General features: G+C 46.1%; 19 protein-coding genes. 12 read left to right on the top strand and 7 right to left on the bottom strand.

Annotated features, from left to right (window positions below):
* Window positions 1-9: 9 nt before the first annotated feature.
* The gene (locus tag S2091_RS09925) at window positions 10-957 is read left to right on the top strand and encodes a VirK/YbjX family protein (RefSeq protein ID WP_165794962.1); all 948 of its coding nucleotides are present in this window, start codon (window positions 10-12) and stop codon (window positions 955-957) included.
* 318 nt (window positions 958-1275) lie between these two features.
* Here the strand turns inward: S2091_RS09925 and S2091_RS09920 are convergent, their stop codons facing one another.
* The 6 genes from S2091_RS09920 to rsmI all read right to left on the bottom strand — a co-directional run bounded on the left by S2091_RS09920 (window position 1276) and on the right by rsmI (window position 5790).
* The gene (locus S2091_RS09920; protein WP_105531659.1) at window positions 1276-1701 is read right to left on the bottom strand and encodes an LIC_13387 family protein; all 426 of its coding nucleotides are present in this window, start codon (window positions 1699-1701) and stop codon (window positions 1276-1278) included.
* 97 nt (window positions 1702-1798) lie between these two features.
* Window positions 1799-2530 (bottom strand): AAA family ATPase, encoded by a 732-nt coding sequence (locus tag S2091_RS09915; RefSeq protein ID WP_105531658.1) that lies wholly within the window; start codon window positions 2528-2530, stop codon window positions 1799-1801.
* 36 nt (window positions 2531-2566) lie between these two features.
* Entirely contained in the window at window positions 2567-2782 is a 216-nt protein-coding gene (locus tag S2091_RS09910) for a DUF1737 domain-containing protein (RefSeq protein ID WP_105531657.1), read from the bottom strand.
* Window positions 2783-2846: 64 nt separating this feature from the next.
* A complete protein-coding gene (locus S2091_RS24460; RefSeq protein ID WP_105531656.1) occupies window positions 2847-3056 on the bottom strand; it encodes a DUF6434 domain-containing protein in 210 nt (69 codons plus the stop codon).
* Between the two features lie 82 nt (window positions 3057-3138).
* Window positions 3139-4788 (bottom strand): YbaL family putative K(+) efflux transporter, encoded by a 1650-nt coding sequence (ybaL, locus tag S2091_RS09900; protein ID WP_105531655.1) that lies wholly within the window; start codon window positions 4786-4788, stop codon window positions 3139-3141.
* A 105-nt stretch (window positions 4789-4893) separates the two neighbouring features.
* A complete protein-coding gene (gene rsmI / locus S2091_RS09895) occupies window positions 4894-5790 on the bottom strand; it encodes a 16S rRNA (cytidine(1402)-2'-O)-methyltransferase (RefSeq protein WP_105531654.1) in 897 nt (298 codons plus the stop codon).
* Between the two features lie 163 nt (window positions 5791-5953).
* Here rsmI and S2091_RS09890 point away from each other — a divergent pair, with 163 nt between their 5' ends.
* The 7 genes from S2091_RS09890 (at window position 5954) to S2091_RS09860 (ending at window position 15779) form a co-directional block, all read left to right on the top strand.
* Window positions 5954-7210 carry a tetratricopeptide repeat protein gene (locus tag S2091_RS09890; RefSeq protein ID WP_105531653.1) on the top strand — a complete coding sequence of 419 codons (1257 nt, stop codon included), beginning with the start codon at window positions 5954-5956 and terminating at the stop codon, window positions 7208-7210.
* 49 nt (window positions 7211-7259) lie between these two features.
* The gene (locus S2091_RS09885) at window positions 7260-8015 is read left to right on the top strand and encodes a hypothetical protein (protein WP_105531652.1); all 756 of its coding nucleotides are present in this window, start codon (window positions 7260-7262) and stop codon (window positions 8013-8015) included.
* A 740-nt stretch (window positions 8016-8755) separates the two neighbouring features.
* A complete protein-coding gene (locus tag S2091_RS09880; protein WP_105531651.1) occupies window positions 8756-9094 on the top strand; it encodes a CzcE family metal-binding protein in 339 nt (112 codons plus the stop codon).
* A gap of 392 nt (window positions 9095-9486) precedes the next feature.
* The gene (locus S2091_RS09875) at window positions 9487-12666 is read left to right on the top strand and encodes an efflux RND transporter permease subunit (protein WP_105531650.1); all 3180 of its coding nucleotides are present in this window, start codon (window positions 9487-9489) and stop codon (window positions 12664-12666) included.
* A complete protein-coding gene (locus S2091_RS09870; protein ID WP_105531649.1) occupies window positions 12666-13859 on the top strand; it encodes an efflux RND transporter periplasmic adaptor subunit in 1194 nt (397 codons plus the stop codon). The genes S2091_RS09875 and S2091_RS09870 overlap by 1 nt, the downstream gene beginning before the upstream one ends.
* Window positions 13856-15298 carry an efflux transporter outer membrane subunit gene (locus S2091_RS09865; protein WP_105531648.1) on the top strand — a complete coding sequence of 481 codons (1443 nt, stop codon included), beginning with the start codon at window positions 13856-13858 and terminating at the stop codon, window positions 15296-15298. Before S2091_RS09870 ends, S2091_RS09865 begins: the two co-directional genes overlap by 4 nt.
* Window positions 15299-15461: 163 nt before the next feature.
* Complete coding sequence (locus S2091_RS09860; protein WP_207769675.1) at window positions 15462-15779, top strand: DUF190 domain-containing protein; 318 nt, start codon at window positions 15462-15464, stop codon at window positions 15777-15779.
* A gap of 287 nt (window positions 15780-16066) precedes the next feature.
* Here the strand turns inward: S2091_RS09860 and S2091_RS09855 are convergent, their stop codons facing one another.
* A complete protein-coding gene (locus tag S2091_RS09855) occupies window positions 16067-17719 on the bottom strand; it encodes a cytochrome c peroxidase (protein ID WP_207769674.1) in 1653 nt (550 codons plus the stop codon).
* Window positions 17720-17884: 165 nt separating this feature from the next.
* Between S2091_RS09855 and S2091_RS09850 the strand changes: the two genes are divergently transcribed.
* The 4 genes from S2091_RS09850 (at window position 17885) to S2091_RS09835 (ending at window position 25422) form a co-directional block, all read left to right on the top strand.
* A complete protein-coding gene (locus tag S2091_RS09850; protein WP_105531646.1) occupies window positions 17885-19744 on the top strand; it encodes a phospholipase C in 1860 nt (619 codons plus the stop codon).
* Between the two features lie 240 nt (window positions 19745-19984).
* On the top strand, window positions 19985-20878 hold the full coding sequence (locus tag S2091_RS09845; RefSeq protein ID WP_105531645.1) for an ABC transporter ATP-binding protein: 894 nt from the start codon (window positions 19985-19987) through the stop codon (window positions 20876-20878).
* Window positions 20879-20888: 10 nt separating this feature from the next.
* Entirely contained in the window at window positions 20889-24497 is a 3609-nt protein-coding gene (locus S2091_RS09840; protein WP_105531644.1) for an ABC transporter permease/M1 family aminopeptidase, read from the top strand.
* A gap of 139 nt (window positions 24498-24636) precedes the next feature.
* The gene (locus S2091_RS09835) at window positions 24637-25422 is read left to right on the top strand and encodes a hypothetical protein (protein WP_243405384.1); all 786 of its coding nucleotides are present in this window, start codon (window positions 24637-24639) and stop codon (window positions 25420-25422) included.
* The last annotated feature ends 63 nt before the right edge of the window (window positions 25423-25485 follow it).

Raw genomic sequence — 25485 nt, 5'->3', positions numbered from 1 at the left:
TTTAAACAAATGCACTCGGGTCGTAAAGATGCATCCTGGAAACGTGCAATTCGATTCATGTTCCACACCATGTTTCATGTAAAAACCAGCGCAAATTGGCTGCGGTTTTTATCTGGAAATAGTGTGCTGGCAAACTCCACGACAGAAGCTACCTTCTTCGACCGGATCCATCGTCCCTTTTTTGATAAAAGAAGCAATACCCGCCAGCGCACGCAACTTTTGCTCGCTCATTTTGATATCCTGACTCATATTTTGGATGCAAAGCAGCTGCAGTCAGTAATGAGTGGGAGCGGTATAAATCTCGCTTCGTTAATCGGGAAAACTGGCGAAGTTATTGACGTTAACTTAACGCGCTTCCCCGATTTTGATAAAGAAGGCGGCGCATCGCTGGAGCTCACTGTCGATGGCAAAACAATTCTGCTGCTGACGTTTACGCTGACACGGAAATATAACAATATCGCACTCACTATCGGTGGAATTCAATCAAGAGAGCATGCCCAGACCGATTGCAGAACGTTGTTACGCGACGCTACTCACGCGTTGCACGGCATTCAGCCACGGATTTTAATGATTGAAACGTTGCGCAGTATTGCTCAGCAGCTGGCTTGTAACACCATTGAATGTGTCAATGAAAATAACCATATTTATCGCGCCTTACGCTACCGTAATAAACGGGTGATTCATGCTCAATATAATCAATTATGGTTATTAGTCGGTGGCATCGAAATGACGAATGGCAATTTTTCGATTCCAAGTTTTGTTGAAGAAAAATCAATCGAATCCAGACCGTCAAAAAAACGTAACGAATACCGTAATCGTGCCACTCTGTTACACAGCGTTCGTACCCAAGTGTGTGAAGTAATTCCACCTTTTAGTCTGATCAACAAGAACACGAATGCGGCCGCAACGGTAAAAATTGATGCGATATTTTCGAATACAACAATCGAAGCGTTATAGGTGATTGTTCGTAGTTGTTAAACAAGGGTGAGCTAATCGCTTAGGATTAGCTCAACTTGATTGCTGTCGTATAAGCCTTAGCGAACTAGCTTGATGTCGAAGCGTTGATTTTCGATAAGTCCAAGCAGGTTGCCGAATGGGGCTCTCAATTCTACAATGCGAAGCCATCGTCCGTGGATAATCGCACCAAGTCCCAGTGTGCAGAACACTTCCGGGTCAATATTTGCCCACTCCCCAAAACGACACATTCACGCAATTCTGGTTCTCCGTTGAGGTACTTTACAGTGCGTATTCCTCACCAATTTGTGCGGTGTTTTCTTATGCGAAAACGCGGCTATTTTCAGCGATAAATCCAGCCACATAAAACAAGAGTGCTAACGAGATACCTTGAAAAGGCAGTTTAAACCAGTATAGTTTTGCCATAGTAAGATAGGCACACAGCGTGACCAAACCTGTTAATCCAAGGAAATATGAGTGAAATAACAGCATAGGTTGCTGCGCTGCCAGGTAACCGAACATAACGCCAAATAAAATTGCACCAAGACTATGGCTCGCATTAAAACCGATCCATGCATTCCATATGCTAGTCCTACGACTAATAACAGGTGATGTTGTCTTCAATCGTTCCGTTAATTCGGCGTCACGCGGATGAAGTTTATTCCCCAAATAAGTAATCGCTAAATGAGCCAGACCTAGCAATAAAATTATTCCGGCACTAATGAGAACAAGCAGCTGTGCAAGCATGGTGATTTATCCTATCTTTTAACGCTGATTTCAACTGGCGCATGGTGTCACGAAAATAGTGGAAGTACAAAAATAGCTAACGCAATATCGATATCGTTCACTCATCCCCAAGCAGTTGCTCTAACCTTCTTGGGTAGTGGTTCAGGAAGTCACGTGTAATCGCAAAGTGCTCGGTATCTTCGTACGCAACTTCAGCAATCCCAGTTCCATCAAACTGCAGAATTTTGGCGTTTGGATACGCGAGCAAGATCGGGGAATGGGTTGCGATAATGAATTGCGATTCGTTTTGTACCAGTTGATGAATTGCCGATAATGCGGCAAGTTGCCTGTTAGGCGACAGCGCCGCTTCCGGTTCGTCAAGCAGATAAAGGCCGTTGCCACGAAACTTGTTTATCAATAATTGCATAAAAGCTTCGCCATGTGAACAGGCGTGGAGCGACCTGTCCGGTGTGCCAATTGCGTCCATATAGGTGGCGACATTGAAAAAACTTTCTGCCCTCAAAAAATAACCATCGGTTGGTTTTCGAAAACTCTTACGGAGCTTTAGCGATGCATGAAGCGGCGAGACTGAATCGGTAGTGTAAAGCAATTGAACATTCTTGCTACCTCCTTCCGGACCAAATCCCATAGCCAGGGCAATTGCTTCAAGAATGGTCGACTTGCCGGAACCGTTTTCTCCAACAAAGAAAGTGACGTCGGGATGGAATTTTAAAAAATTGAGTTCTTGTACTGCCGGAATGGAAAATGGATAGCTGTTCAGGTCAATATCGGCGTCAGGCCGGATTGAAATTTCTTGCAGATAGGGGCGCGCTGAAAGTGTGTTGGACATAGCAATTTCCTATCTACCTAGGGCTAATTCGATTTGTTAAATTTTTGAAATTGATGCCTCAATAGATGGCCAGATGACTGCTTGGGCAACAATGACTTTTTCATTGTTATAGGTAACTGAAGGCGGGCCATAGAGTTTGTAGCCAAGCGCGACAGCTTCGCTTACACGCATACAAAATTTTGCGTCATCTGGGCCGGTAAGTACCCGATAGGTTGGCAAATTGTCCGGTGGTGAAGAAGCGTTTGCATTCATTATGTAATTCCTGGATAGATGAGAATTTGCTAAAAGTAATTCTAGTTTTTTAAACGGGCATAAGCTATTCCCGTCGTCGCCTTAACCATTCATCTGCAACATCACCCATGTTCTTGACCATGTCGTTTCGTATCCATGCCATGAAATCTTTGTCGAATTTGAAATCGGTTCCACACTGAGTGACCAGAAAACGACGCACGTTTTGCGTGTTTTTGTAGTTAGTGTCAACGATGGTTGTCCGCGTGATGGGATTGCTGTGCCAATCAAAATCCATTTTTATCCTCAATTTTGGTTATGGCACAGCAGTGTGGTTTTGGTTGATTTAGCACGTTAAAATTTAACGAATCGGAATGAATTTATCCGACCAGCATTGCCAAGTTTTTGGCAACTTCACGTTTGCTAACAATCACGTGTGTCGCTCCATGCTCTTTCAAATGTTCCGCTTCCAGATCCGAACTAGCGCGTGCAATGGTGGTGATGTTTGGATTTAAAGAACGTGCGTAGGTGATCAATTGACCGGCTACGATTGCATCTGAAATGGTGAGTACCATACAGCGCGCCGAGTCAATTTTTGCGTCATCCAGCACACCCGGTGCACTGGCATAACCGTATACGATCGGAGTATCCGGGAGATGGGTATCGTGAATAATATCGGGATGATCTTCCACGATAATAAATGGCTGATGTTTGGCCTTTAATTCTTCACCGACCAGTTGCCCCAGTTCGCCATAACCGATCAAAATCGTATGACCTTGCTGCTGGGCGCACATGGCCGCGTTTTCTGTTTCTGGTTCTTTTGCATAGCCTTCGCGCTTATCTAGCCAAGGCTTTAAGTAGTCCACGCCAAAAAACACCAACGGGTTCAGGATGATGGAGAAAATTGCGCCGGCTAAAATCAGGTCGCGACCTTCGGGGGGTAAAATGCCGAGCGAAATTCCCAGTGTGGCAAGGATGAATGAAAATTCACCGATTTGCGCCAGGCTGGCAGAAATAGTCAGTGCAGTGCTGAGCGGGTAACGGAAGGCGAGAACTAACGCCATGGAAACCAGTGATTTACCGATCACAATAATGAATACCGTAGCCACTACCATGAGCGGTTCGCGCAGCAAAATAGACGGGTCAAACAGCATCCCGACCGAGACAAAAAACAGTACGGAAAACACTTCACGCAACGGTAATGATTCTTCGGCTGCGCGGTGACTCAGGTCTGATTCAGCCAGCATCATACCGGCAAAAAATGCGCCCAAGGCAAACGACACGCCAAACAGATAAGTAGAGCCAAGCGCAAAACCAAGCGCAATGGCGAGCACGCTTAAACCAAATAATTCACGCGAACCGGTAGCGGCGACGCGTTCTAAAATCCACGGAATAGCGCGCTTGCCAAACACTAGCATCACTGCCACAAAAGCGACGACTTTACCTAAGGTGATGGCGAGGGTGATGAGGAATTCGCCAGTACTTAATACTTCACCTGTTCCACCTAACAAGCCTGACAAAGCTGGAATCAACACTAAGGCTAGCACCATCATAATATCTTCAACGATCAGCCAACCGATAGCGATTTGGCCGCGTCGAGTATCGACCAGGCGTCGATCCTGTAATGCTTTCAGCAAAACCACGGTACTGGCGCAAGAAAGTGCCAAACCAAAAATAAGTCCCTGACCCAGCGTCCAACCCATGCCCCACGCCAGTCCCATGCCTAACAATGTGGCGAAGGTGATTTGCAATACTGCGCCGGGAATCGCGATGTATTTAACGGCTAACAAGTCTTTGAGTGAAAAATGCAGCCCAACCCCAAACATTAATAAAATCACGCCAATTTCAGCGAGTTCTTGCGCTAAATGCGTGTCGGCAACAAAGCCTGGCGTAAATGGCCCTGCGACGATACCTGCGACTAAATAACCAATTAAGGGTGGCATGCGTAGCCGGTTAGCTAAAGCGCCAAAAATAAAGGCAAGTACAAGGCCACCAATAATGGTGGCAATTAACGGTGTTTGATGCAGCATAGGCGTCTGCTTTCTATATAAGTGCTACAGGAATGGATTGCCACTAAAGCGACACAGCGAGAGGGAATGCGCAGCATTTACACGGAGCAGAAAACGGCGCAAACCTTAAGATAATTCAGAATCACCGCGTAATTCTAACGCAAGTTGATATAAAGTATTCTTTTTTTGTCCAGTTAGTTGCGCGGCTAAATTGGCCGCTTGCTTGACGGAGCAGCTCTCTAATAAGATAGTCAGCACGCGTTTAGCTTCCAGTAATTCGGCATCACTGTCCGGTGACGCGCCTTCTAACAACACGACATATTCGCCTTTTTCACGATGGGTATCTGCAGCCAGCCAAGCACTGGCGGCACCCAATTCACAACGATGAATTTCTTCAAATAGTTTGGTCAGTTCACGCGCTAACACTATTTTTCTGGTGCTTGGAAATAGCGCTGCAAGAGCCGTGATCGTGTCAATAATACGATGCGGCGCCTCATAAAAAACTAGTGTGGCAGTGGTGTGTTTCAGCGTATTGAGTACGCTGTCGCGTTGACCGGCTTTGCTGGGTAAAAAGCCGACAAAGTAAAATTGGTCATTCAATAAACCGCTGGCTGATAGCGCTGTAATCACCGCGGATGCGCCCGGCAACGGCACTACCTTCATCCCTGCAGCACGCACCGCATCAACAATCCGCGCGCCGGGGTCAGACACCGCTGGCGTACCGGCATCCGAGACCAAGGCAATGCTTTCACCTTGTTGCAAGCGTTGAATTATTTTCTGCGCGACTTCGTTTTCATTATGTTGATGTGCGGCAATTAGAGGTTTGAATACGCCGAGCTGCTTGAGTAATTGCGCGGTATTACGGGTATCTTCGCAGGCAATTGCATCCACTTTGGATAAAACATACAGCGCCCGGAAGCTAATGTCGGCGACATTACCAATCGGCGTAGCCACTACGTATAAACAAGAGGCTGGGTAAGATTGTTGCGCAGCATGGGATAACAGAGGGTGCAGTTCAGTCATGAAATAAGTTGAATGTGAGAAATGGAGGGAACAGAGGGAAGATTGTGCGCGTTACAAGTGGGCGTGACAAGTATTTATCACTATTGATGCTGCGGAGCACTCAACTAATGCGTTATATTTTCAGGTATATTGTCAAAATTCAATTTCTTGTGGAAAACTAATCATGACTAAAAAAATTGTTTTGATATTTTCAGCGCTGTTTCTTTGCTCCTCCCTGTTTGCTCAAGAACACATGTCACCGCGGCAGTGGGCGAATGCTGCAGACGTGGCGAACAGTAAAAAAGATTACCCAACTGCCATCGCCGATTACCAGCAAGCCATCAATGGCGGCTATAGTAATTTCGGATTGCTGTATAGCCTCGCCTGCGTTTATTCGCTGCAAAATAATTCCGAGCAGGCTCTGCTTGCACTAGAAAAAAGTGCCGCTATGGGATTGCGTTCGGCTTCGATATTGCAAAATGAAAGTGATTTAAACCCGCTGCATAGCGATCCACACTGGGCAAAAATTGTCGCTATCGTGACTAAGAATGAGCAGGCCTACCATGTTACGCATAATGATCCGAATGGCTTTAAATTCGTCACCAGCGATATCGATTTATTCTGGAAAACCTATGATCAGTTACCAACGGCTGCTGACCCCGCCTTACTGTGGGAGCGGAACTATTTGGACCGTGGAACGGTGGGTTTGCAAGGGTTTATATTTAGCCGGATTCAAAGTGGTGAGTTCTTAAATAAAATGATTCAGAGCGAATCCAAATTTTATGCCGGGATACGCAAGAATACGTTGCAAACAGCCAGTGTCGAGCCGCGGGTGCGAACTGCTTTGCGGAAGTTTAAATCACTCTATCCAGAAGCTAACTTCCCTGACGTTTATTTTGTGATTGGTAACTCCGGCACAGGTGGCACTTCGACGAATGACGGTTTAGTCGTGGGCACCGAAATATTTAGTTTAAGTGCTGATGTGCCAATAGATGAATTAAACGACTGGCAAAAATCAGTAATTAAAACGCCGGATCTTTTACCCAGCATTGTGATCCATGAATTGATGCATTTTCAGCAGAACTACGATTCCCCTGAAATGTTAGCCAGCGTGATTAAAGAGGGCGCGGCAGATTTTTTAGCGTCGCTGGTGGTAGACGGCAATTTTAATCAACGTATTTACGATTACGGTTACGTACATGAGGCGGAATTAAAGCAGCAGTTTTTGCTGGACATGAAAAAAAATGATGCAACGCACTGGCTCTACAACGGTGGCAGTGCCAAAGGCAGCCCCGCTGATTTAGGTTACTTCATGGGCTTCCGCATTACCCAGGCCTACTATCAACGTGCGACAGACAAAAAGCAGGCAGTAGTCGATATATTGAACATCAACGATTTCAATGCTTTTGTTGCGCAGAGCGGCTATTTTGACGGCAAATAAATTTCTGCACCCTTTATGTAAACCCACTAATTAATACTACGAGTAAAAAATGGCTGAACAAGAAATAAGTAAACACACCCTAAATGCATTGAAAACGATAGCGAATAAAGAGAATGATATTTGGCATAAGCTGCGCGAAGTTGCGTTGGAAATATTCATCATTGTGTTTGCGGTGACTTTAAGTATCTGGATGCATGAGCAGGGTGAACATCGGCATGAGCAACAGCAAGTGAAGTCGTTTTTAATTGGGCTGAAAGCCGATATTCAGAGCGACATTGCGGACATGAATGACAATATTCAGAGTTATCAGGAAGATGATGCGATTTATAGCTACCTGGCTAATTTGGGCCCGGCAACGACACTTGATAAAGTTAAATTTGAAGATGCATACGCACATGCAACTGTGGGCTTCAATCGTTTCTTTATTCCTCACAATAGTCGATATGAAGGTTTTAAATCGAGCGGTAAGTTGACCAGCATTGAGGACGATAAATTGTTGCAACATATTGTGAGCCTGCATGAAGAGGCAATGCCAGTTATTCATAATTCCGAAAGTGGTTGGATTTACAATCAAAACAGTTTAATTCACTACTTGGATGTGGCGCTAGATGCTCCTGAGGGAAGCGATCTCCCCTTTAAACTGATTACGGCACCCAAAGGAAAGCGTTTAAGTAAATCCATGATTGCGAGCCCGCAGCTTTATGAGCGCTACCACACCTACATTGAACTTGGCACTCAGATCATCAAGGAAATAGAACTGGCTTACCCGGATAGTGCGGTGAAGCAGGTGGCGGTTAAGTCGTAAGTTAAACGTCATAAAGAAGCAGGCGCTTAATATGTTTTTAGCGCCTTCTGCAGTTTTAAAAAGCCTATTTCAATATACTCCACTATTTTTTTGAAAAATTTAACGTATCCAATGCGTTTTAAGACGACATAAATAGAAAAAATAGACAGTATATAAATAGCCTAATGTAAAAAATTGGCTTCTAGGCTGATTATTGAATTTTTATACTTAGGTATATCTAAAATAAAATACGATTTTTTAGTAACTATTTTCTAGCGCATTGTAAGGAATTGAGTCGTTTATCGACCAACTAGAACAACAAACACGCTAACGAAATTCTATCGGTAGGATGCATTGCCAATTCAGGCATAAAAATGGACATTCGCATCAAGAAAGTCACCATTTGGCATTTGAAAAAAAAGCTGAAAAATCTCATTTCAAATCAATCACCTATAACTTTAAACGTTACCGTGGAAGCCTATTAAGTCAGACACGAGTAATCGAAACGCCAAACATTAAATTTATTTCATAATCATAAATAGCATAAAAAATGGAATAAGCTCAACACATCAAAGTGAATCAGTTTATTACATCCGTTTGGAAATATAGATTTTCCAATGACTATGTTTTCATTCATGTATAACTTTTGTGCCAACATTTGGCGTTCCGATGATTAACCTTGAAATAATTTAAAACGTTCGTAAGCAGGAATTAGTACGAATGCGCGAGTTAACCAGGAGTAATGAAAGAGAGGGTGTGCCATGAAACGAAAATTACTTTTAATGACAATGCTTGCGGTGGTGTTTTTGCCTGCATGTATGACGCCAATGGACTTAACGAAAAAGATCAGTTTCTGGGGTGATCCGGCATCCATATCATTTGCTGATAGAACGATCATCATTTATCAAAATACCAGCTATGTGAACGTAACTGGTGGCGAAATTATTAAGTTTATTGTAGGAAATAAATCATTTTCTTGGCATTTCAATGGAGCTGGCCAATATAACTTTGATTTGATGCTGGTTGCGCCACAAGGTATGTTGGATCACAGAGTAATGGCTTATGTTGAAAGTGATCCGAGGTTTGCTGGCGGGCGTTGATTTTCCAGGTAATTTAGCGTTTCAGCGGCCATATTTTTCAATCGAAAAACGGGTTACTTTTATTTAAACGTTGCTGGCGTGGTTGAAAGATACCTTAGAAAATTCCCTACTTGTCCAAATAGTCAGATCAAGGAACTTCCCGCGCTAGGTGTATAGCAATATTTCTTTACTCCGCTTGTGTAAAAGCATCCCAAATAAATGCAATATTACTCAGAAGTCCTGCAGTTGGCGATGTCGGCGGTGTTGCCGACGACAAAGCTTGGCTAGTCGCACAGACTAAAGAATCCGGTTCATGGCGGCTCGAGTGGAGCAGCTTGGCCGCACCAAAGCATTTGAAACTAGCAGTATTTTTTGCCAGCACTATACTACTTTCTTAGGCTAAGGAGAGTTATATGCTATGGATTGTTCGGGTCGCGTTGAGACGTCCACTCACATTCATCGTGCTGGCATTACTCATTTTTATTCTCGGCCCACTGGTCTATCTTTCGATGCGGACGGATATTTTTCCAGATATCAAAATACCGGTCGTTAGCGTAGTCTGGACTTACAACGGCTTACCGCCGAACGATATTTCTGATCGCATTATTACCTACTATGAGCGGCAGATGACCACTACGGTCAACGATATCGAGCATATTGAATCACAATCCTTGTCGGGGGTCGGCATCGTCAAGGTGTTTTTTCAACCGGACGTGAATATCAATGCGGCAGTCAGCCAGGTTACGGCTTTATCGCAAACAGTGCTGAAGCGATTGCCGCCAGGAATTACTCCGCCGCTGATATTAAGTTATAACGCATCGAGCGTGCCGATACTTCAATTGGCCTTATCTAGCAATACGCTGCTGGATAATCAACTATTCGATATTTCCAATAATTTCATCCGTCCGCAACTAGCCGAAGTTGAAGGTGCGGCGGTGCCGTCGCCGTATGGCGGAAAAAATCGCCAGATTCAGGTGGATTTAAATTTGGAGGCATTGCGCTCAAAAGGACTGGCACCGGAGGACGTAACCAGTGCGATTGATAAGCAAAATCTGATTCTCCCTGCAGGAACCGAAAAAATTGGCGTGTTTGAATACAATATCCTGCTCAATGCCAGCCCGAAAGTCTTAGATGAGCTGAATGATTTACCGATTAAGTCGGCAAATAAGTCGACCAATAAATCGACGATTTTTCTGCGCGATGTGGCACATGTACGGGACGGTTTTTCGCCGCAATACAATATGGTTCGGGTCGATGGACGGCATTCCGTGTTGACGACAATACAAAAAAACGGCACCGCCTCCACGCTCAGCATCATTGATCACGTCAAAAAGCTGTTGCCGAAAATCGAGGCTGGGGCGCCGCTAGGTTTGATTGTCGGCTTAGTCGGCGACCAATCGGTATTTGTCCGTTCGGCGGTCTCCGAAGTTATTCGCGAAGGTGTGATCGCGGCGACGTTGACTGGTTTGATGATTTTGCTTTTTCTGGGTAGCTGGCGCTCAACCATCATTATTACGATATCGATCCCGTTGGCCATACTATCGGCAATCATCGGCCTGTCTATTGTGGGGCAGACAATCAATATCATGACATTGGGAGGGCTGGCGCTGGCGGTCGGAATTTTGGTTGATGATGCAACGGTGACCATCGAGAACATAAATTGGCATCTCGAACAGGGCAAATATGTAAACGAAGCAATTATGGATGGTGCAGGTCAGATTGTGGTGCCCGCGTTTGTTTCCTTACTGAGCATCTGCATCGTTTTTATTCCCATGTTTTTCATGCGCGGGGTGGCGCAATACCTGTTCGTCCCGTTGGCCGAAGCAGTTATTTTTGCAATGATCGCCTCCTTCATCTTATCGCGCACCTTGGTGCCGACCATGGCTAACTATTTGTTACGCCCACAAGGTCGGCCCGAACATGGTGTTTCAGTTCCTACGCGCAATCTTTTGATCCTGTTTCAGCGCGCATTTGAGAAACTGTTTATCAAGCTGCGCCAAGGTTACAAAGAACTGCTGATGGTAGCGTTGTCCTTCCGGCTTATTTTTATACTGGGATTTTTGGGTTTCGTTTTTGTCTCGTTCTTGCTTTTACCCTGGTTGGGTCAAAACTTTTTTCCAACCGTTGATGCTGGTCAGATCAAACTTCACATTCGAGCACAAACTGGAACCCGGCTCGAAGAAACGACCCGATTATGCGACCTTATCGAACAGGAAATAAAGAATCAGATTCCATCAAGTGAGATTACCAATATCGTTGACAACATCGGCTTGCCGATCAGCGGCATAAACCTTTCCTACAGCAATTCTTCGCCGATCGGACCTGGCGACGCGGATATTCTGATTTCACTCAATAAGGGACATCGTCCGACTGCCGATTATGTCCGGCAATTGCGCGAAAAATTGAGTGATGATTTTCCCGGAGTTGCGTTTGCATTTCTGCCGGCCGACATTGTCAGCCAGATTCTTAATTTTGGCTTGCCGGCTCCGATTGATATTCAAATCATCGGATTTCACCGTAGTGCTAATCAAGAGTACGCAACCAAACTGATGAATCGCGTCAAGATGATTCCGGGACTGGTCGATTTACGTATACAGCAGGCATTCAATCAACCTGAATTTCATGTCAATGTGGACCGCGCCCGCGCGCTAGATGTTGGACTGACGCAGCGCGATGTGGCCACCAGCTTGTTAGTGTCCTTGTCTGGAAGCTTGCAGACCGCCCCCAACTTTTGGGTTGATCCGAAAAATAATGTTTCATATCCATTAGTTGTCCAAGTACCGCAATATCAAATGGATACACTCAATCATTTACAAAATATTCCAATCACTACCAATGCTGGCTTGCAGATATTGGGTGGGTTGGCAACGATCACGCGTGGGCAGGGGGCAGCTGTGGTGTCGCACTACGATGTGCAACCCACGCTGGATATATTCGGTTCACCGCAAGACCGTGACTTGGGTGCCGTTGCGAATGATATTAAGCGGATTTTGGCAGAAACCGCCACCGAAGTACCGAAAGGGTCAGAGGTTGTGTTACGCGGACAAGTCCAAGCTATGGACAGTGCCTATAGCGGATTGTTATTCGGATTGGTCGGTGCGATCGTGTTGATCTATATGCTGATTGTGGTTAATTTTCAGTCGTGGTTGGATCCGTTTGTGATTATCACTGCCTTGCCCGCCGCTCTTGCTGGCATAGTCTGGATGCTGTTCATCACCCATACCTCTTTATCGGTTCCCGCTTTAATCGGCTCCATCATGTGTATGGGCGTGGCGACCGCAAACAGCATTCTGGTCGTCAGTTTTGCGCGCGAACAGCATAACAACGGAGTGAGCGGCATGGTCGCGGCGCTGGAATCCGGTTTTTTACGTTTTCGGCCGGTTCTGATGACGGCATTGGCGATGATTATCGGCATGACGCCGATGGCATTAGGTCTTGGCGAAGGTGGCGAACAAAATGCTCCGCTGGGTCGTGCTGTGATTGGTGGCCTGATTTTTGCGACTTTTGCCACGCTCTTTTTTGTCCCGGTCGTATTCAGCCTGGTTCATTCATCCGAGATCATCCCTGTTGAACCTGCTACGGAGTCATCATAATGTCTGATAATCCCTTACCCTCGCTTCGGCGCAGTCCAACCCGTCGACTCTATTTGATTGGTGCGATTTTTTTGGTTGTAGCGCTGCTTATCGCACTGATCGGCATAACAAGTCGCAGCAAGCATGAACATAAATTAGAGGAGGGAGTGAAATCGAAACATATCACCGTTCAAGTGATTACACCTGAATATGGCCCCAGTATTCAGCCGTTGATTTTGCCGGGTAATGTCAGAGCAAATATTGAAGCGCCGATTTATGCACGGGTCGCGGGTTACCTTAAAATATGGCATACCGACATTGGAGCGCATGTCAAAAAGGGGCAGTTATTGGGGGAAATTGACACGCCGGAATTAGACCAGCAAATCGTGCGTGAACGCGCTAACCTGCTAGTTGCGCAATCCAACTTAGACCTTGCCAACATTACGTCAAAGCGCTGGCAAAATCTGGTTGTCAGTAATTCGGTTTCCCGTCAGGAATCCGATGAAAAAAGCGCCGACGCCAAGGCTAAAAATGACTTCCTGAACTCCGTCCGGGCACAGTTGAACAACCTTCTCGCCCAGCAATCATTCAACCACATCACCGCTCCCTTTGATGGCGTTATCACCGAACGGAATACCGATATCGGCAAGTTGATTAATCCCGGAAGTAATAACGGACAATCACTGTTCCAAATAGCGGACAGTCGTCAATTACGCATTTATGTGGATGTGCCTCAAAATTATTCCGCCGACATCAAAAAAGGCATGACGGCGGAGCTGCATTTTCCGGAACATCCTTCACAGGTTTTTCCCGCGACTCTGGTCAGTACCTCACAAGCGATACATGAATCGTCACGCACCTTGACCGCACAATTGCAAATGCAAAACACGGATGAGGAAATTTTGCCGGGCACTTATGCAGAGGTGCATTTTTCTTTGCCTTCCAAGGGTAACGTATTCCGTTTGCCAGCCAGTACTTTGTTGTTTCGCAAAGAAGGTTTGCAAGTCGCAACAGTGACCACCGACAATCACGTTGATCTTAAATTCATCACACTAGGACGCGATCTGGGCAGCGCGGTAGAAGTTACCTCTGGAATCAGCAGCAAAGATCGTGTCATAGACAGTCCGTCGGATTCGATCGCGCAGGGCAGCGTGGTTCGCATCAAATCGGCAGAAAATGTGCCTGTCATAGTAGATTCCAGTGAGCCGCCATGAAACCACTCCGCTACGGCATGATGTTATACGCGTTGGCTTGCGCTGCGTGTTCCCTGGAGCCAGTCTACCAAACGCCCGTCATGCCCGTTCCTGTAGCGTATAAAGGCGCAACTGAACTTTGGCAGCGTGCCCAGCCGTCAGATACATTATCGCGCGGCGATTGGTGGCTACGCTATGATGATCCGACACTAAATCAACTGATCTCTCGTTTAGATGCCGCTAATATTGATCTCACCATAGCAGTAGCTCACTTCGAGGAGGCCAATGCCTATGCCGAACAAGCGCATGCGGGATTATTTCCAACCATTACTGCTGGCGCATATACGACCAGGAACCGTCAATCAGATACCAGGGCACTTAGGTCATCGACACAGCCGGACGACTACGGCGACAATGCGCTCGGCATGACGTTGGGTTATGAGTTGGATCTTTGGGGGCGAGTGCGCAGCTTGGCCAAGGCCGGACAAGCTGGCGCACAAGCCGCCGCAGCAGATATGGAATCAATCCGATTGAGTCTTCGTGCTGAACTGGCTGATGACTATCTTGCTTTGCGCATTCTGGATAACAAAGCGAAGTTGCTGGCGGACGAAGTGGAATCATATAGCAATGCGGTGACTCTCACTCAAAATCGATTTCTAGGGGAAATAGATTCGGCTCTCAATGTTTCTCGCGCCAAAGCACAGCTCGCTACGACACAGGAGCGGCTTTCAGAGAATAGTGCAGAACGGGCGCTATATGAACACGCCATTGCCACCCTCATTGGTGAATCAGCGTCCACTTATTCTATTGCACCAGTCGTGATGGAACTGCATCTTCCTGATATTCCTTTAGAGCTGCCGGCGACCATACTACAGCGCAGGCCGGACATAGCCGCGGCAGAACGCCGCTTAGCTGAAGCCAACGCTCAAATCGGCGTAACTAAGGCGGCATTCTACCCAACCATCAATCTTGCTGCGACGGGAGGGTATGAGAGTACTTACCAACCAGGGTTACTCAGCGCTCCTAATCTATTCTGGTCAATCGGCCCCAATGCCTTACTCACTCTGTTTGATGCCGGACGCCGAACTGCCGTGGTGGCACAAGCGCAAGCTGCTTTCGACGCTGCAGGTGGTCAATATAGACTGACCGTACTGCGCGCCTTCCAGGAAGTGGAAGACAATTTGTCGTTACTTAATGAGCTTTATAAGGAATCCGTTGCATTGAACGATGCTGTGCTGGAAACCAATCACAGCTTAAATCTCGCTATGAATCTTTACCGCGCAGGTGCCGTGAGTTACCTCGACGTAGTGAGCGCCCAGACTTTAGCTCAACAGGCCGAATTTGATGCATTAAATGTACAAAAAAGAAGACTGCAGGCAAGCATTGGCCTAATACGAGCACTTGGCGGAGGTTGGAGTAGTAGCCAGAAAAACGATAGTCAAAATAGTGCATCCAAATAGGAGCGCCTGACGAATACACAGAAATATTAAATTACCATTCATTCAATTTGACTGGCAGTGAACTATTTTTTAGTCTAACGATTCAAGGCAGGAAGAAGTGCTAACGCCTTGTTTGCAGGGGTAAATTACCTAAACTTAATTAAGCATAATGTTTTGGGAGACAATGATGAACGGCTATCAATTAGAGTTTTTTACTTTGCAAGACTCATTCCATAACGGGGAAAAAATATCGGATTGGTTACTCGATGTAGCCAGATCACACAATATTCGTGGCGCCACTGTTTTTAAAGGTACTTGCGGCTTTGGTCATGATCATCACAATTATTCCTCCATACCGCTGTATGGCAATGTTGATCATCCTGAACAAATCACCTTGATTGTCAATGACGATGAATGTGAACGTTTGTTCGACATATTAAGAAAAGAAAATCTGCATTTATTTTACGTAAAAATGCCGGTTGAATTTGGTCAGGTAAGTTGAAATTTACTAAATCAGAGTACATATGTTGACAGCCAATGCGGCATTGACTGACGGCATAATAGTCCATGCAAAACATCAACGATCGCTCCCTATACTTAACTGACCATTCACGTATCGTTCAAAAAGTACTTGTTGAGAGTTAAGAGCTCAATTGATCATTTTTACACTGCTCAACATCTAAGTTGGCCGGTGGTTTTTTGTATGTAATCAATGACTATATTGATCCGAATATGCAATAAAAAACCCAGTTCAATAACACTGGGTTTTTACGGCGTAACAACAAAAAATTATTTTTTCGCTGACACCGTTGCATTCAACTTATAGCCATCCGTCAGCGTCTTCAAAAAGGCGATTACATCCTTAATCTCTTCATCCGAGAGTGCTGCCTGGTCACCTAACTTGCTGTTAAATGGCGCATCAGTTACGTCGACCGAGCTACGTTTGCTGGCCGGAATATCATTGTATTTCTCAACTTTGCCATGTGCGCTCGGATACCATTTTTCCGGCTGGGTTTCGCGCTCTACGTAGAAATGCATCACTTCATCTAACGATTTAAACACGCCGTTGTGGAAAAATACCTGACGGGTTGCGGTGTTGCGTAAGCTCGGGGTTTTAAAGAAGCCGCAATAGTTTTGCATCTTTGCCGCATCCTGGCGCAACGGGCCGCACATGCCGAGATCGGCATAGTGGGGATTACGATTGGCAACGATGTCTTTGTTGCGCGGTGCACCGAGTGCTTCAAATTGGTAGTCGGTAAATGCCGGTGCCAATACGCCGTCGCGGGACGGTTTTTCTAAATGGCAGCTCGCGCAATTCCCTTTTTTAGGATCTTTAAATAAGGTCAGGCCGCGCTCTTCTTGCGCACTTAAAGCGACTTTTTGCGCCAGGTAATAATCATATTTACTGTCGTAAGGATGAAAGCTGCGGTCTTCCGTCTGGAAGCGAGCTAAGGCGAAATAAGCTTCGCCTAATACGATATTGGGTGAGCTAAATACGCTAGGGCCGAATAGTTGTAAAAAGTCGTTGGCGTACGGTGATTTTTTAAATTTATCCAGTAAAGAGTGCGTATCTTTATTCGCCATTTCATTGGCCGCCATTAACGGGCCGCCAGCCTGGTCGGTCAGGTTTTGTGCGCGGCCATCCCAATCAAATCCGCCTTGCGGAACATTTTCTTGCACTACGGCGGGCGCACCGGCTGCTTGTGCCAAGTCTGCTTTGGCGTGGATAGCGAGTGGCGCGCGTACCGCTGCGTTGGCTGCTAGTGCTTGGCGTTCCGCCTCTATGTCGTCGGCCTCGGGTTTGAGATCGGGGCCGATCGAAAACGGCGGCGTGTGTTCATGGTATTTCAGCGACGGTACGGCGCGGCCGCCTTGTTGCTGCATGCCGGTGCCACCTAATTGCACGGCTAAATTATTCGCTGGTGCGTAGGCGTTGTCCGGGCTATGGCAGGAAGCGCAGGAGAGTTTTCCGGAGGCGGAAAGTGATGCGTCATAAAATATTTTTTTGCCTAGTTCCGCAACGGCACTGAGCGGTTGCGCGGGCGCTGATAAACGATTTTGCGCTCCTTTAGCCGCCAATTCAGCCGGAGTCGCTGCTGGTACTGTAGTGGGAGCTGATGCGGCGGAGATCGCAACAGTTGCTGCCGATTTTTCAGAATGACCGCAGGCCGCGAATAAGAAAACTGTGCAGGAAACGAGTAACGGTAGTGCTAGTTTTGAGGTAACTGCGCGGCGTTCGGATACAACAGGAATCAACATGCTCATAGTTATAAATAAATCGTAAATAGTCGTAATCAAGCGGTTCGTTAGCAACAATTGACGTCGCGCGCGAAGATTAAAGTCGCCTAGGGTAACCGACAAATATGTCAGTTTGATGAATTGGAAAATAAGTAGCTTAATAATAAAAATATTGCCGCATGTCATTAAGTTGTCATAAGTCATTCATAAAATCCACATCCGCATAACACGCAACAATTTCCGTACTTTAGTAATTATTTTAGTTAGCCGCTTTAGTTAACAATATTAATTAAGTTACTTGCTAGGGCGCGATTTAAATGCCTGAATAAATCAGGTGCAATCTCTCTTCATAACTCTGTGAGGGTTCAAATGAACTTGCAATCAATTTCTGTAAAGCAGCCATTGATGATGACAGCGCTAGCGTTGTCAGTATCTGCTGCCGTTATTACTGGATGTAGCTCCGGTAGCTCGCCTGCTGCGTCAGCACCAGCGACACCAGTTGTTGCCGCTGCAACTGCTGCTACACCGATTCAACACGTTGTGGTGATTTTCCAAGAAAACGTTTCGTTCGATCATTACTTCGGTACTTATCCAACAGCAGCCAATCCAGCCGGTGAGCCAGGATTTACGGCCGCTTCAGGTACGCCAGTAGCTAATACTTTGGCGACGCCGTTGGATGTGACCAACAAGTTTGCAGCGCTGACTAGCCTGAACTTGATGACAAAAAATCCGACAACGCTGAATGCAAAAAATGGCACGAACGCTATTAACCCATTCCGCTTAGATCGTTCACAAGTTGTTAATTCTGATCAAGATCATGATTACCAAGCAGAACAAATGGCGTTTAACGCCGGCGCAATGGATCTGTTCCCGTTGTCGTTAGGTGCTGCTAACTCTGGCACTACTGCTCCGTTGAATACCAATGGCCTGACTATGGGTTATTTCGATGGTAATACTGTGACAGCGTTTTGGAATTACGCTCAAAACTACGCAATGAGCGACAACTCATTTGGTACTACGTTCGGCCCGTCAGCACCAGGCGCAATTAATCTGATCTCTGGTCAGACTAACGGCGTTATCGCGACTAACTTGTCAACTGCTCAAGTAGGCAATTACTCTGCTGGTGGTGGTTATTATGGCGAATTGTCAGCTGACGGCAATGGCGGTATTAATTTGTCTGGCGATGCACAACCGTTAGGTGATGCTTGCATGACGCGCGATGCAGCGCAATTAGGCGGCAAAAACATCGGTGATTTGTTGAACGCTGGCAAAGTAAGCTGGGGCTTCTTCCAAGGTGGTTTTGATTTGAGCATCACTAATACCAATGGTACGACAGGTTGTAAACGTTCAACAACATCGGGCGTGACTGGTGTTACCAAATTAGATTACATTCCGCATCATCAACCGTTCCAGTACTACGCAAGTACACAGAACTTGACGCATGCACGCCCAACTTCAATCGCTGCAATCGGTAACACTTTGGTTCCTGGTACAACGACTGTAGATCCTGCCAACCATCAATATGATATCCATGATTTCTTTGATGCAGTTTCAGCAGGTAACTACCCAGCCGTCAACTTCTTGAAAGCACCAGGCTACCAAGATGGTCACACTGGTTACTCAGATCCGTTGGATGAGCAATCTTTCGTTACTCAAGTAGTCAACTTCCTGCAGCAGCAACCAGGTTGGGCTAATACATTGGTTATCATTGCTTATGATGATTCCGATGGTTGGTACGATCACCAAGCAAGCCCGATCTTGAACCCTTCAATGAATACTACGGCTGCTGCCCAGTTCACTAGCAACGGTTTGACTGCACCAGGTGTAGCCGATATGTTGAATGGTCCAGGCGCATGTACTTCAAACGGCGCAGGTTCTTTGCAAGGTACTCCGACAAAATTACTCGGTGCAACTGGCACGGCTGTTGCGCAAGGTCGTTGCGGTTATGGTCCACGTCTGCCGATGATTTTGATTTCACCGTATGCTAAGAAAAACTATGTTGATCACACTTTGACTGACCAAACTTCTATCTTGCGCTTTATTGAAGATAACTGGTTGGCTAGCCAACGTATCGCAGGTTCGTACGATGCTATCGCAGGCACATTGAACAACATGCTCAATTTGACTGGTACACCAAGCACATCGGTACTGATCCTTGATCCGTTGACTGGTTTGCCGCAAGAGTGCCCAACCTGCAAAAAAGCAGCTGTCGCAACGATTGTTAAGTAATAACCACCCGCTACATCGCTCTGCTTAAGTCGTATTAATAGAGCGGTTGAGTGGGAGTGCAATACAGTACTTAAAACCGCCCGCTATCTGAACTTAGGTGCAGATAGTGGGCGGTTTTTTTGCTTTCATCCCACAGAATTGGCAGTTTGTCGCAATCTTGAGTAGATTAAATTTTGTTTAAGTAAAGTATCGTCAGCTGTATTTTCAACCCCCTTTGTTTAAAAATCAGGAGATGAACTCATGCTGTCCATAAAAAATCTAAACAAGACTTATGCCAATGGTGTACACGCCATTAATAATGTTAGCCTGGAAATCCCGAATGGCTTATATGGCCTATTAGGGCCCAACGGTGCCGGCAAGTCATCGCTTATGCGTACCATCGCCACCTTGCAAGAGGCAGACAGTGGCAGCATTCATTTCAATGGTTTAGACGTTTTACGGCAGGGTGAACAGCTACGTCGTCAACTAGGTTATTTACCGCAGGATTTTGGGGTGTATCCCAAAGTCAGTGCGATCGATTTATTAAACCATTTTGCCGTTTTAAAAGGCTTAACCAACTCGGCCGAGCGCAAACAGGTTGTAGAAAGTTTGCTGCAACAGACCAATTTATGGGATGCCCGTAAACGCCATTTAGGTACCTATTCGGGCGGTATGCGCCAGCGTTTCGGTATCGCGCAAGCCTTATTGGGTTCGCCAAAATTAGTGATCGTGGATGAGCCAACCGCAGGCTTGGACCCGGACGAGCGTAATCGGTTCTTAAATTTATTAGCTGAAATTGGCGAAAACGTGGTGGTGATTTTATCTACCCACATCGTCGAAGATGTGACCGATCTGTGCCCGCGCATGGCGATGATCGTCAAGGGCCAAGTACTGGTGCAGGGCGAGCCAAACACCGTCATCGAAACGTTAAAAAGCAAAGTCTGGCGTAAGTCGGTCAGCAAGGCGGCGCTAGCTGAATATCAAAAACAGTTCACCGTATTAGCAACGCGTTTAGTGGCTGGCCAGCCGCAGATTAATGTGTTTTCCGACCATCAGCCGGACGACAGTTTTGTTGCGGTAGAGCCGGATCTGGAAGATGTCTACTTCCTGCATTTGCGCCGCTCTGCTGCCGAATCTGTATCACTCGCTGCTTAAGGAGCCTCCCATGTGGAAAGAATTCTTTAAGTTTGACCTGCGTTACCAATTACGCCAGCCGCTGTTATGGGTGGTTGCCTTCGTCCTGGCGGCGCTGGCATTTGGTGCCGCCACCAGTGACGAGATTACAGTAGGCAGTGCGATTGGTAACGTGAATCGTAATGCACCTGTTGTGATAGTCCAATTTCTTGCTATGTTCAGTCAACTATCCATGTTTGTGGTCACCATCTTTATTGCTGGTGCCGTGTTACGTGATAGTGAAATCGGTATTTCGGACATGATTTTTGCGACGCCAATGCGCAAGCTTGATTATTTAATGGGCAGGTTTTTAGCTGGCATGGGTGCGTGCCTGATGATTTTTTTGATCATTTCCATCGGCATCATGTTGGGGCCACTCATGCCGTGGGTAGACAGTGCACGGGTTGGGCCATTTTTAATCCAGCCATTCATCTACGGAATAGTGATATTCGTTTTACCTAATCTGCTGTTTATGAGTGGGCTGCTCATGTTATTAGCCGCCACTACCCGTTCTATTATTTATGTCTATGTGGGCGTCATCGCCTTTTTTGTGCTCTCGATTATGGCGCGTGTGTTGACCAGGGATGTGAATAACGAATGGCTTGCCAGTTTGATCGACCCGTTCGGGATGAGCGCATTCGGTAGGATGACACGCTATTTCACCGTACAAGAATCAAATACCATTTTGCCGAGTGTGAGTAATTATTTATTGGTAAACCGGCTTTTGTGGTCAGCTGTGGCCTTGCTGATGTTTGCCGCGACGGTGTTTTTATTCAAACCGCAACGCGCCGGTACCGGGCGTCGCTGGTTTGGGAAAGCGGTAGTTAAAACTGCAGAGGAGCCAGGTGTCATTGTAAGTACGGTAGAGCACATGCAAGTTGATGTTGTTTTTAGCCCATCAACAGCATGGAAACAATGTTGGAGCATATTATTTTTTGATGCCAAGGCGATCTTTAAAAGCGCGCCATTCCTGGTCATATTAATGTTTGGCATGATGAATTTTATTGCCGGAGCCAGTTTGGGCGGGAAATTGTATGGCACCAATTTTTATCCTGTAACGCGCCAGATGTTAGAAACGTTGAGCGGCAGTTTTAATTTTTTGTTGATCGTGATCGTCACTTTCTATGCCGGCGAACTTATTTTTAAAGAACGGCAAGCAAAAATAGCAGAAGTAATCAATGCGATGCCGATGCCAAATTGGGTTCCGCTCGCCGCAAAATGTACCGCATTAGTGGGCATTGTGATTAGCTTTATGACGGTGGGTGCGTTGGTCGGTATGTGTATTCAGCTAGTCAAGGGCGGTACCACCATTGAGGGCTTGCTGTACGTAAAAGGCGTGTTGCTGGGCGCAATGCCGTTTGTATTAATGGGATTATTCGCGATTGGGGTGCAAGTCATCTTTAATAATAAATTTATCGGTTATTTGCTGATGATTTTGTTATTCGTTTCATTGATGTTGACGGGCATGATGCACTTTGAGCACAACCTGTACAACTTTGCCGGTTTACCCGCGATTCAATATTCGGACATGAACGGCTACGGTCATTTTTTAACCGGTTGGTCGTGGTTTGCCGTGTATTGGAGTTTGTTTGTGGTGGCGCTGTTAATCATCGCCGCCGCATTTTGGGAGCGTACGTTATCGCCAGACTGGCGGGCGCGGATGCGTTTGGCCGTGCTGCGGTTAAAGGCGGGTTCAGGTATTGCGCTAGCCTTGAGTTTGAGTGGCTTTGCAATGACCGGTGCGTGGATTTTTTACAATACCAATGTTCTCAATAAATACATTCCGTCGGATGTGGAGATGGATAATCAAGCCAGTTACGAGAAGAACTATCGCCAATACAAAGATCTACCGCAACTCAAAGTGATTGATGTCAAAGCAGAAGTAGATATTTTCCCGGCAGAGCGCCGTGTGGCTATTCAAGGTCATTATGTATTGCAAAATAAAACCGCCCTGCCACTCGATACGCTACGGATTCAGCATGACCCGCGTTTCGAGACAAAATGGCTTAATTTGCCGCAACATCAAACGACGCTGGAAGATAAAGAGCTCGGTTTCATGATCGTTAAATTGGCACAATCGATTGCGCCCGGTGCCAACCTGGCACTGGACTTTAGCGTGAGTGATACGCATCAGGGATTTACCAATAGTGGCAAGCCCGACCGCGTGAATTTAAATGGCACCTTCATTAGTAGTGACATGTATTTTCCACACTTTGGTTACAGTACCAATATGGAAATGCAAGACCGTTACGAAAGAAGAAAACGCGGCTTAGGGGAGCCGGATCGTGCTAATAAATTAGAAAATGTGGCCGCTCTGGTAAACCACGTTGGTGGGCAAGATTCAGATTGGGTTAACTTTGATACCACGGTGTCAACCAGTGCAGATCAAATTGCATTGGCGCCAGGCTATTTGCAAAAAACCTGGACGGAAAATGGGCGGCGTTATTTCCACTACAAAATGGATAAGCCGGGTTTGTTTTTCTTTAGCTACCAGTCGGCTAACTGGGAAGTGAAAAAAGGTGATTGGCACGGTATGCCGATTGAAATTTACTATGACAAAAAGCATCCGTACAACGTTGATCGCATGATCTATGCAACTCAAAAATCGCTAGACTATTACACGCAGCAATTCACTCCGTACGAACATCATCAAGTGCGGATTCTTGAATTTCCACGCTACGAGCGGTTTGCACAATCGTTTGCCAATACCGTTCCATTTTCAGAAGAGATCGGCTTTATTGCCGACTTGCGCAACAAGGATGATATTGATTATGTGTATTACGTCACCGCGCATGAAGTTGCTCATCAATGGTGGGCGCATCAGGTTATTGGTGCTGATGTACAAGGTGCAACGATGTTGATGGAATCGATGGCGCAATATTCGGCATTAATGGTCATGGAAAAAGAATATGGCCGCGAAAAAATGCGCCGTTTCTTGCGTCAGGAACTTGATACTTACCTGCAAGGACGGGGAGGTGAAAAAATTGAAGAATTGCCGTTGAATCGGGTTGAAAACCAGCCGTATATTCATTACCGTAAAGGGGCACTAATCTTTTATCGCTTACGTGATGAAATCGGCGAAGAACCATTAAATCGTGCATTAAAGCGCTACCTGCAAGATAAAGCATTCCAGCAAGCGCCGTACACAACGTCGTTGGAACTGCTGGATTACATACGCGCCGAAACACCGCCTGAAAAACAGGCTTTGATTACGGATCTGTTTGAAAAAATTGTCATCTACGACAACCGCGTAACCGAAGCCACTACGGTGCACCGCCCAGACGGGCAATGGGATGTAACGATGAAACTGCATCTGGCCAAAATGGAAGTCGATGGCAAAGGTAAAGAAACGCCGCGCATCTATGACGAGCCAGCCGAAATTGCGGTGTTTTCCAGAGCGAAGGGTGCTGATGAAAAAGATGAAAAAGTACTTTATATTGCCAAGCGGGTGCTGCAAGGTTCCGATCCGGTGGTGACCGTGACAGTGAAAGAACAGCCGTTTGAAGTGGGGGTTGATCCCTATAACAAATTAATTGATCGGGTTCCTGGCGATAATCGTAAAGAAGTTAGTTTGAATGAAGATGGAGTGAAGTTGCAGTAGTATAGTCAGTGTTTTTAGTTTTCTGCGGGTTAGGACGTGTTGACCTTCATTTCCCAAAATGAAGGTTGCACGCCCTTGCCCGCAGTCGTGTTTTGGCGAAAAGTTGAACTTACTTACATGAAAACGAATAGGAAATAAGATGAATTTACACATTAAAACCAGTCATTATTTTTATCTGTTGACCGCATGTGCAGCACTCATTTCATTTGCTCCTCAATTATCTTATGCCGATGGCTTGGCAGACATGAAAAGCGCATTAACCCGTGGACAGGGCCAGACGCCGGTGAAAGCAATTTTTGATGTGAAGATCAAGAATCGTGAGGGAGAGGGTAAAGAGTTGGAAGAAACCAACGGATTAGCGAATGTGATGGTTGAAGATAATGCGCATGGTTTGCAACTTCAATTTGGCCGTGAATTGATGTCTAAACTAGATCTGGAACAACGCACCCAGGAACATGATTCAAAGGCAAAAACACCGACCGTGACGGCGGCGAAAGAATTGAGCTCGACGGAAGCGCAGCACATGCTGTATGCGGCATCGTCCATTTCACGTTCTCTTGAAAAAGCCGTTTTTAAAAGTGAGCGCGCTGAAAGCTGGAATGGCAAACCGGCCCGATTGCTTAGCTTTGAATACAGTCAAGACAAGATGAGCGAGAAAGACCGTAAATACGTGAAGAAATTTAACGGTACGGTTGATATTTGGATTGCTCAGGATGGAACACCGCTAGCTAGCCGTAAGCTGATGACTGTTTCTGGTAGCGCAATGATTGTGATTAGCTTTGAAAGCAGCAATGAAGAAAGCGAAGTATATGCCATGGTGGGAGATCGCTTAATTGTGACCCGCAAAGAAAATAAAACCAGCCAGTCGGCTTTTGGTGAAAAAGGCGAAAGTAGCACGGTTAAAACATTGCAAGTTCAATCTTAAATTTATGCAAACTTGCATTGAAATTAATGCATACTTTAACGTCCACTCGATTCTGTTCTACTA

It is taken from the genome of Solimicrobium silvestre, assembly GCF_002976435.1.
GTDB lineage: Bacteria > Pseudomonadota > Gammaproteobacteria > Burkholderiales > Burkholderiaceae_D > Solimicrobium > Solimicrobium silvestre.
This window is presented reverse-complemented; position numbering and strand designations above follow the sequence as displayed.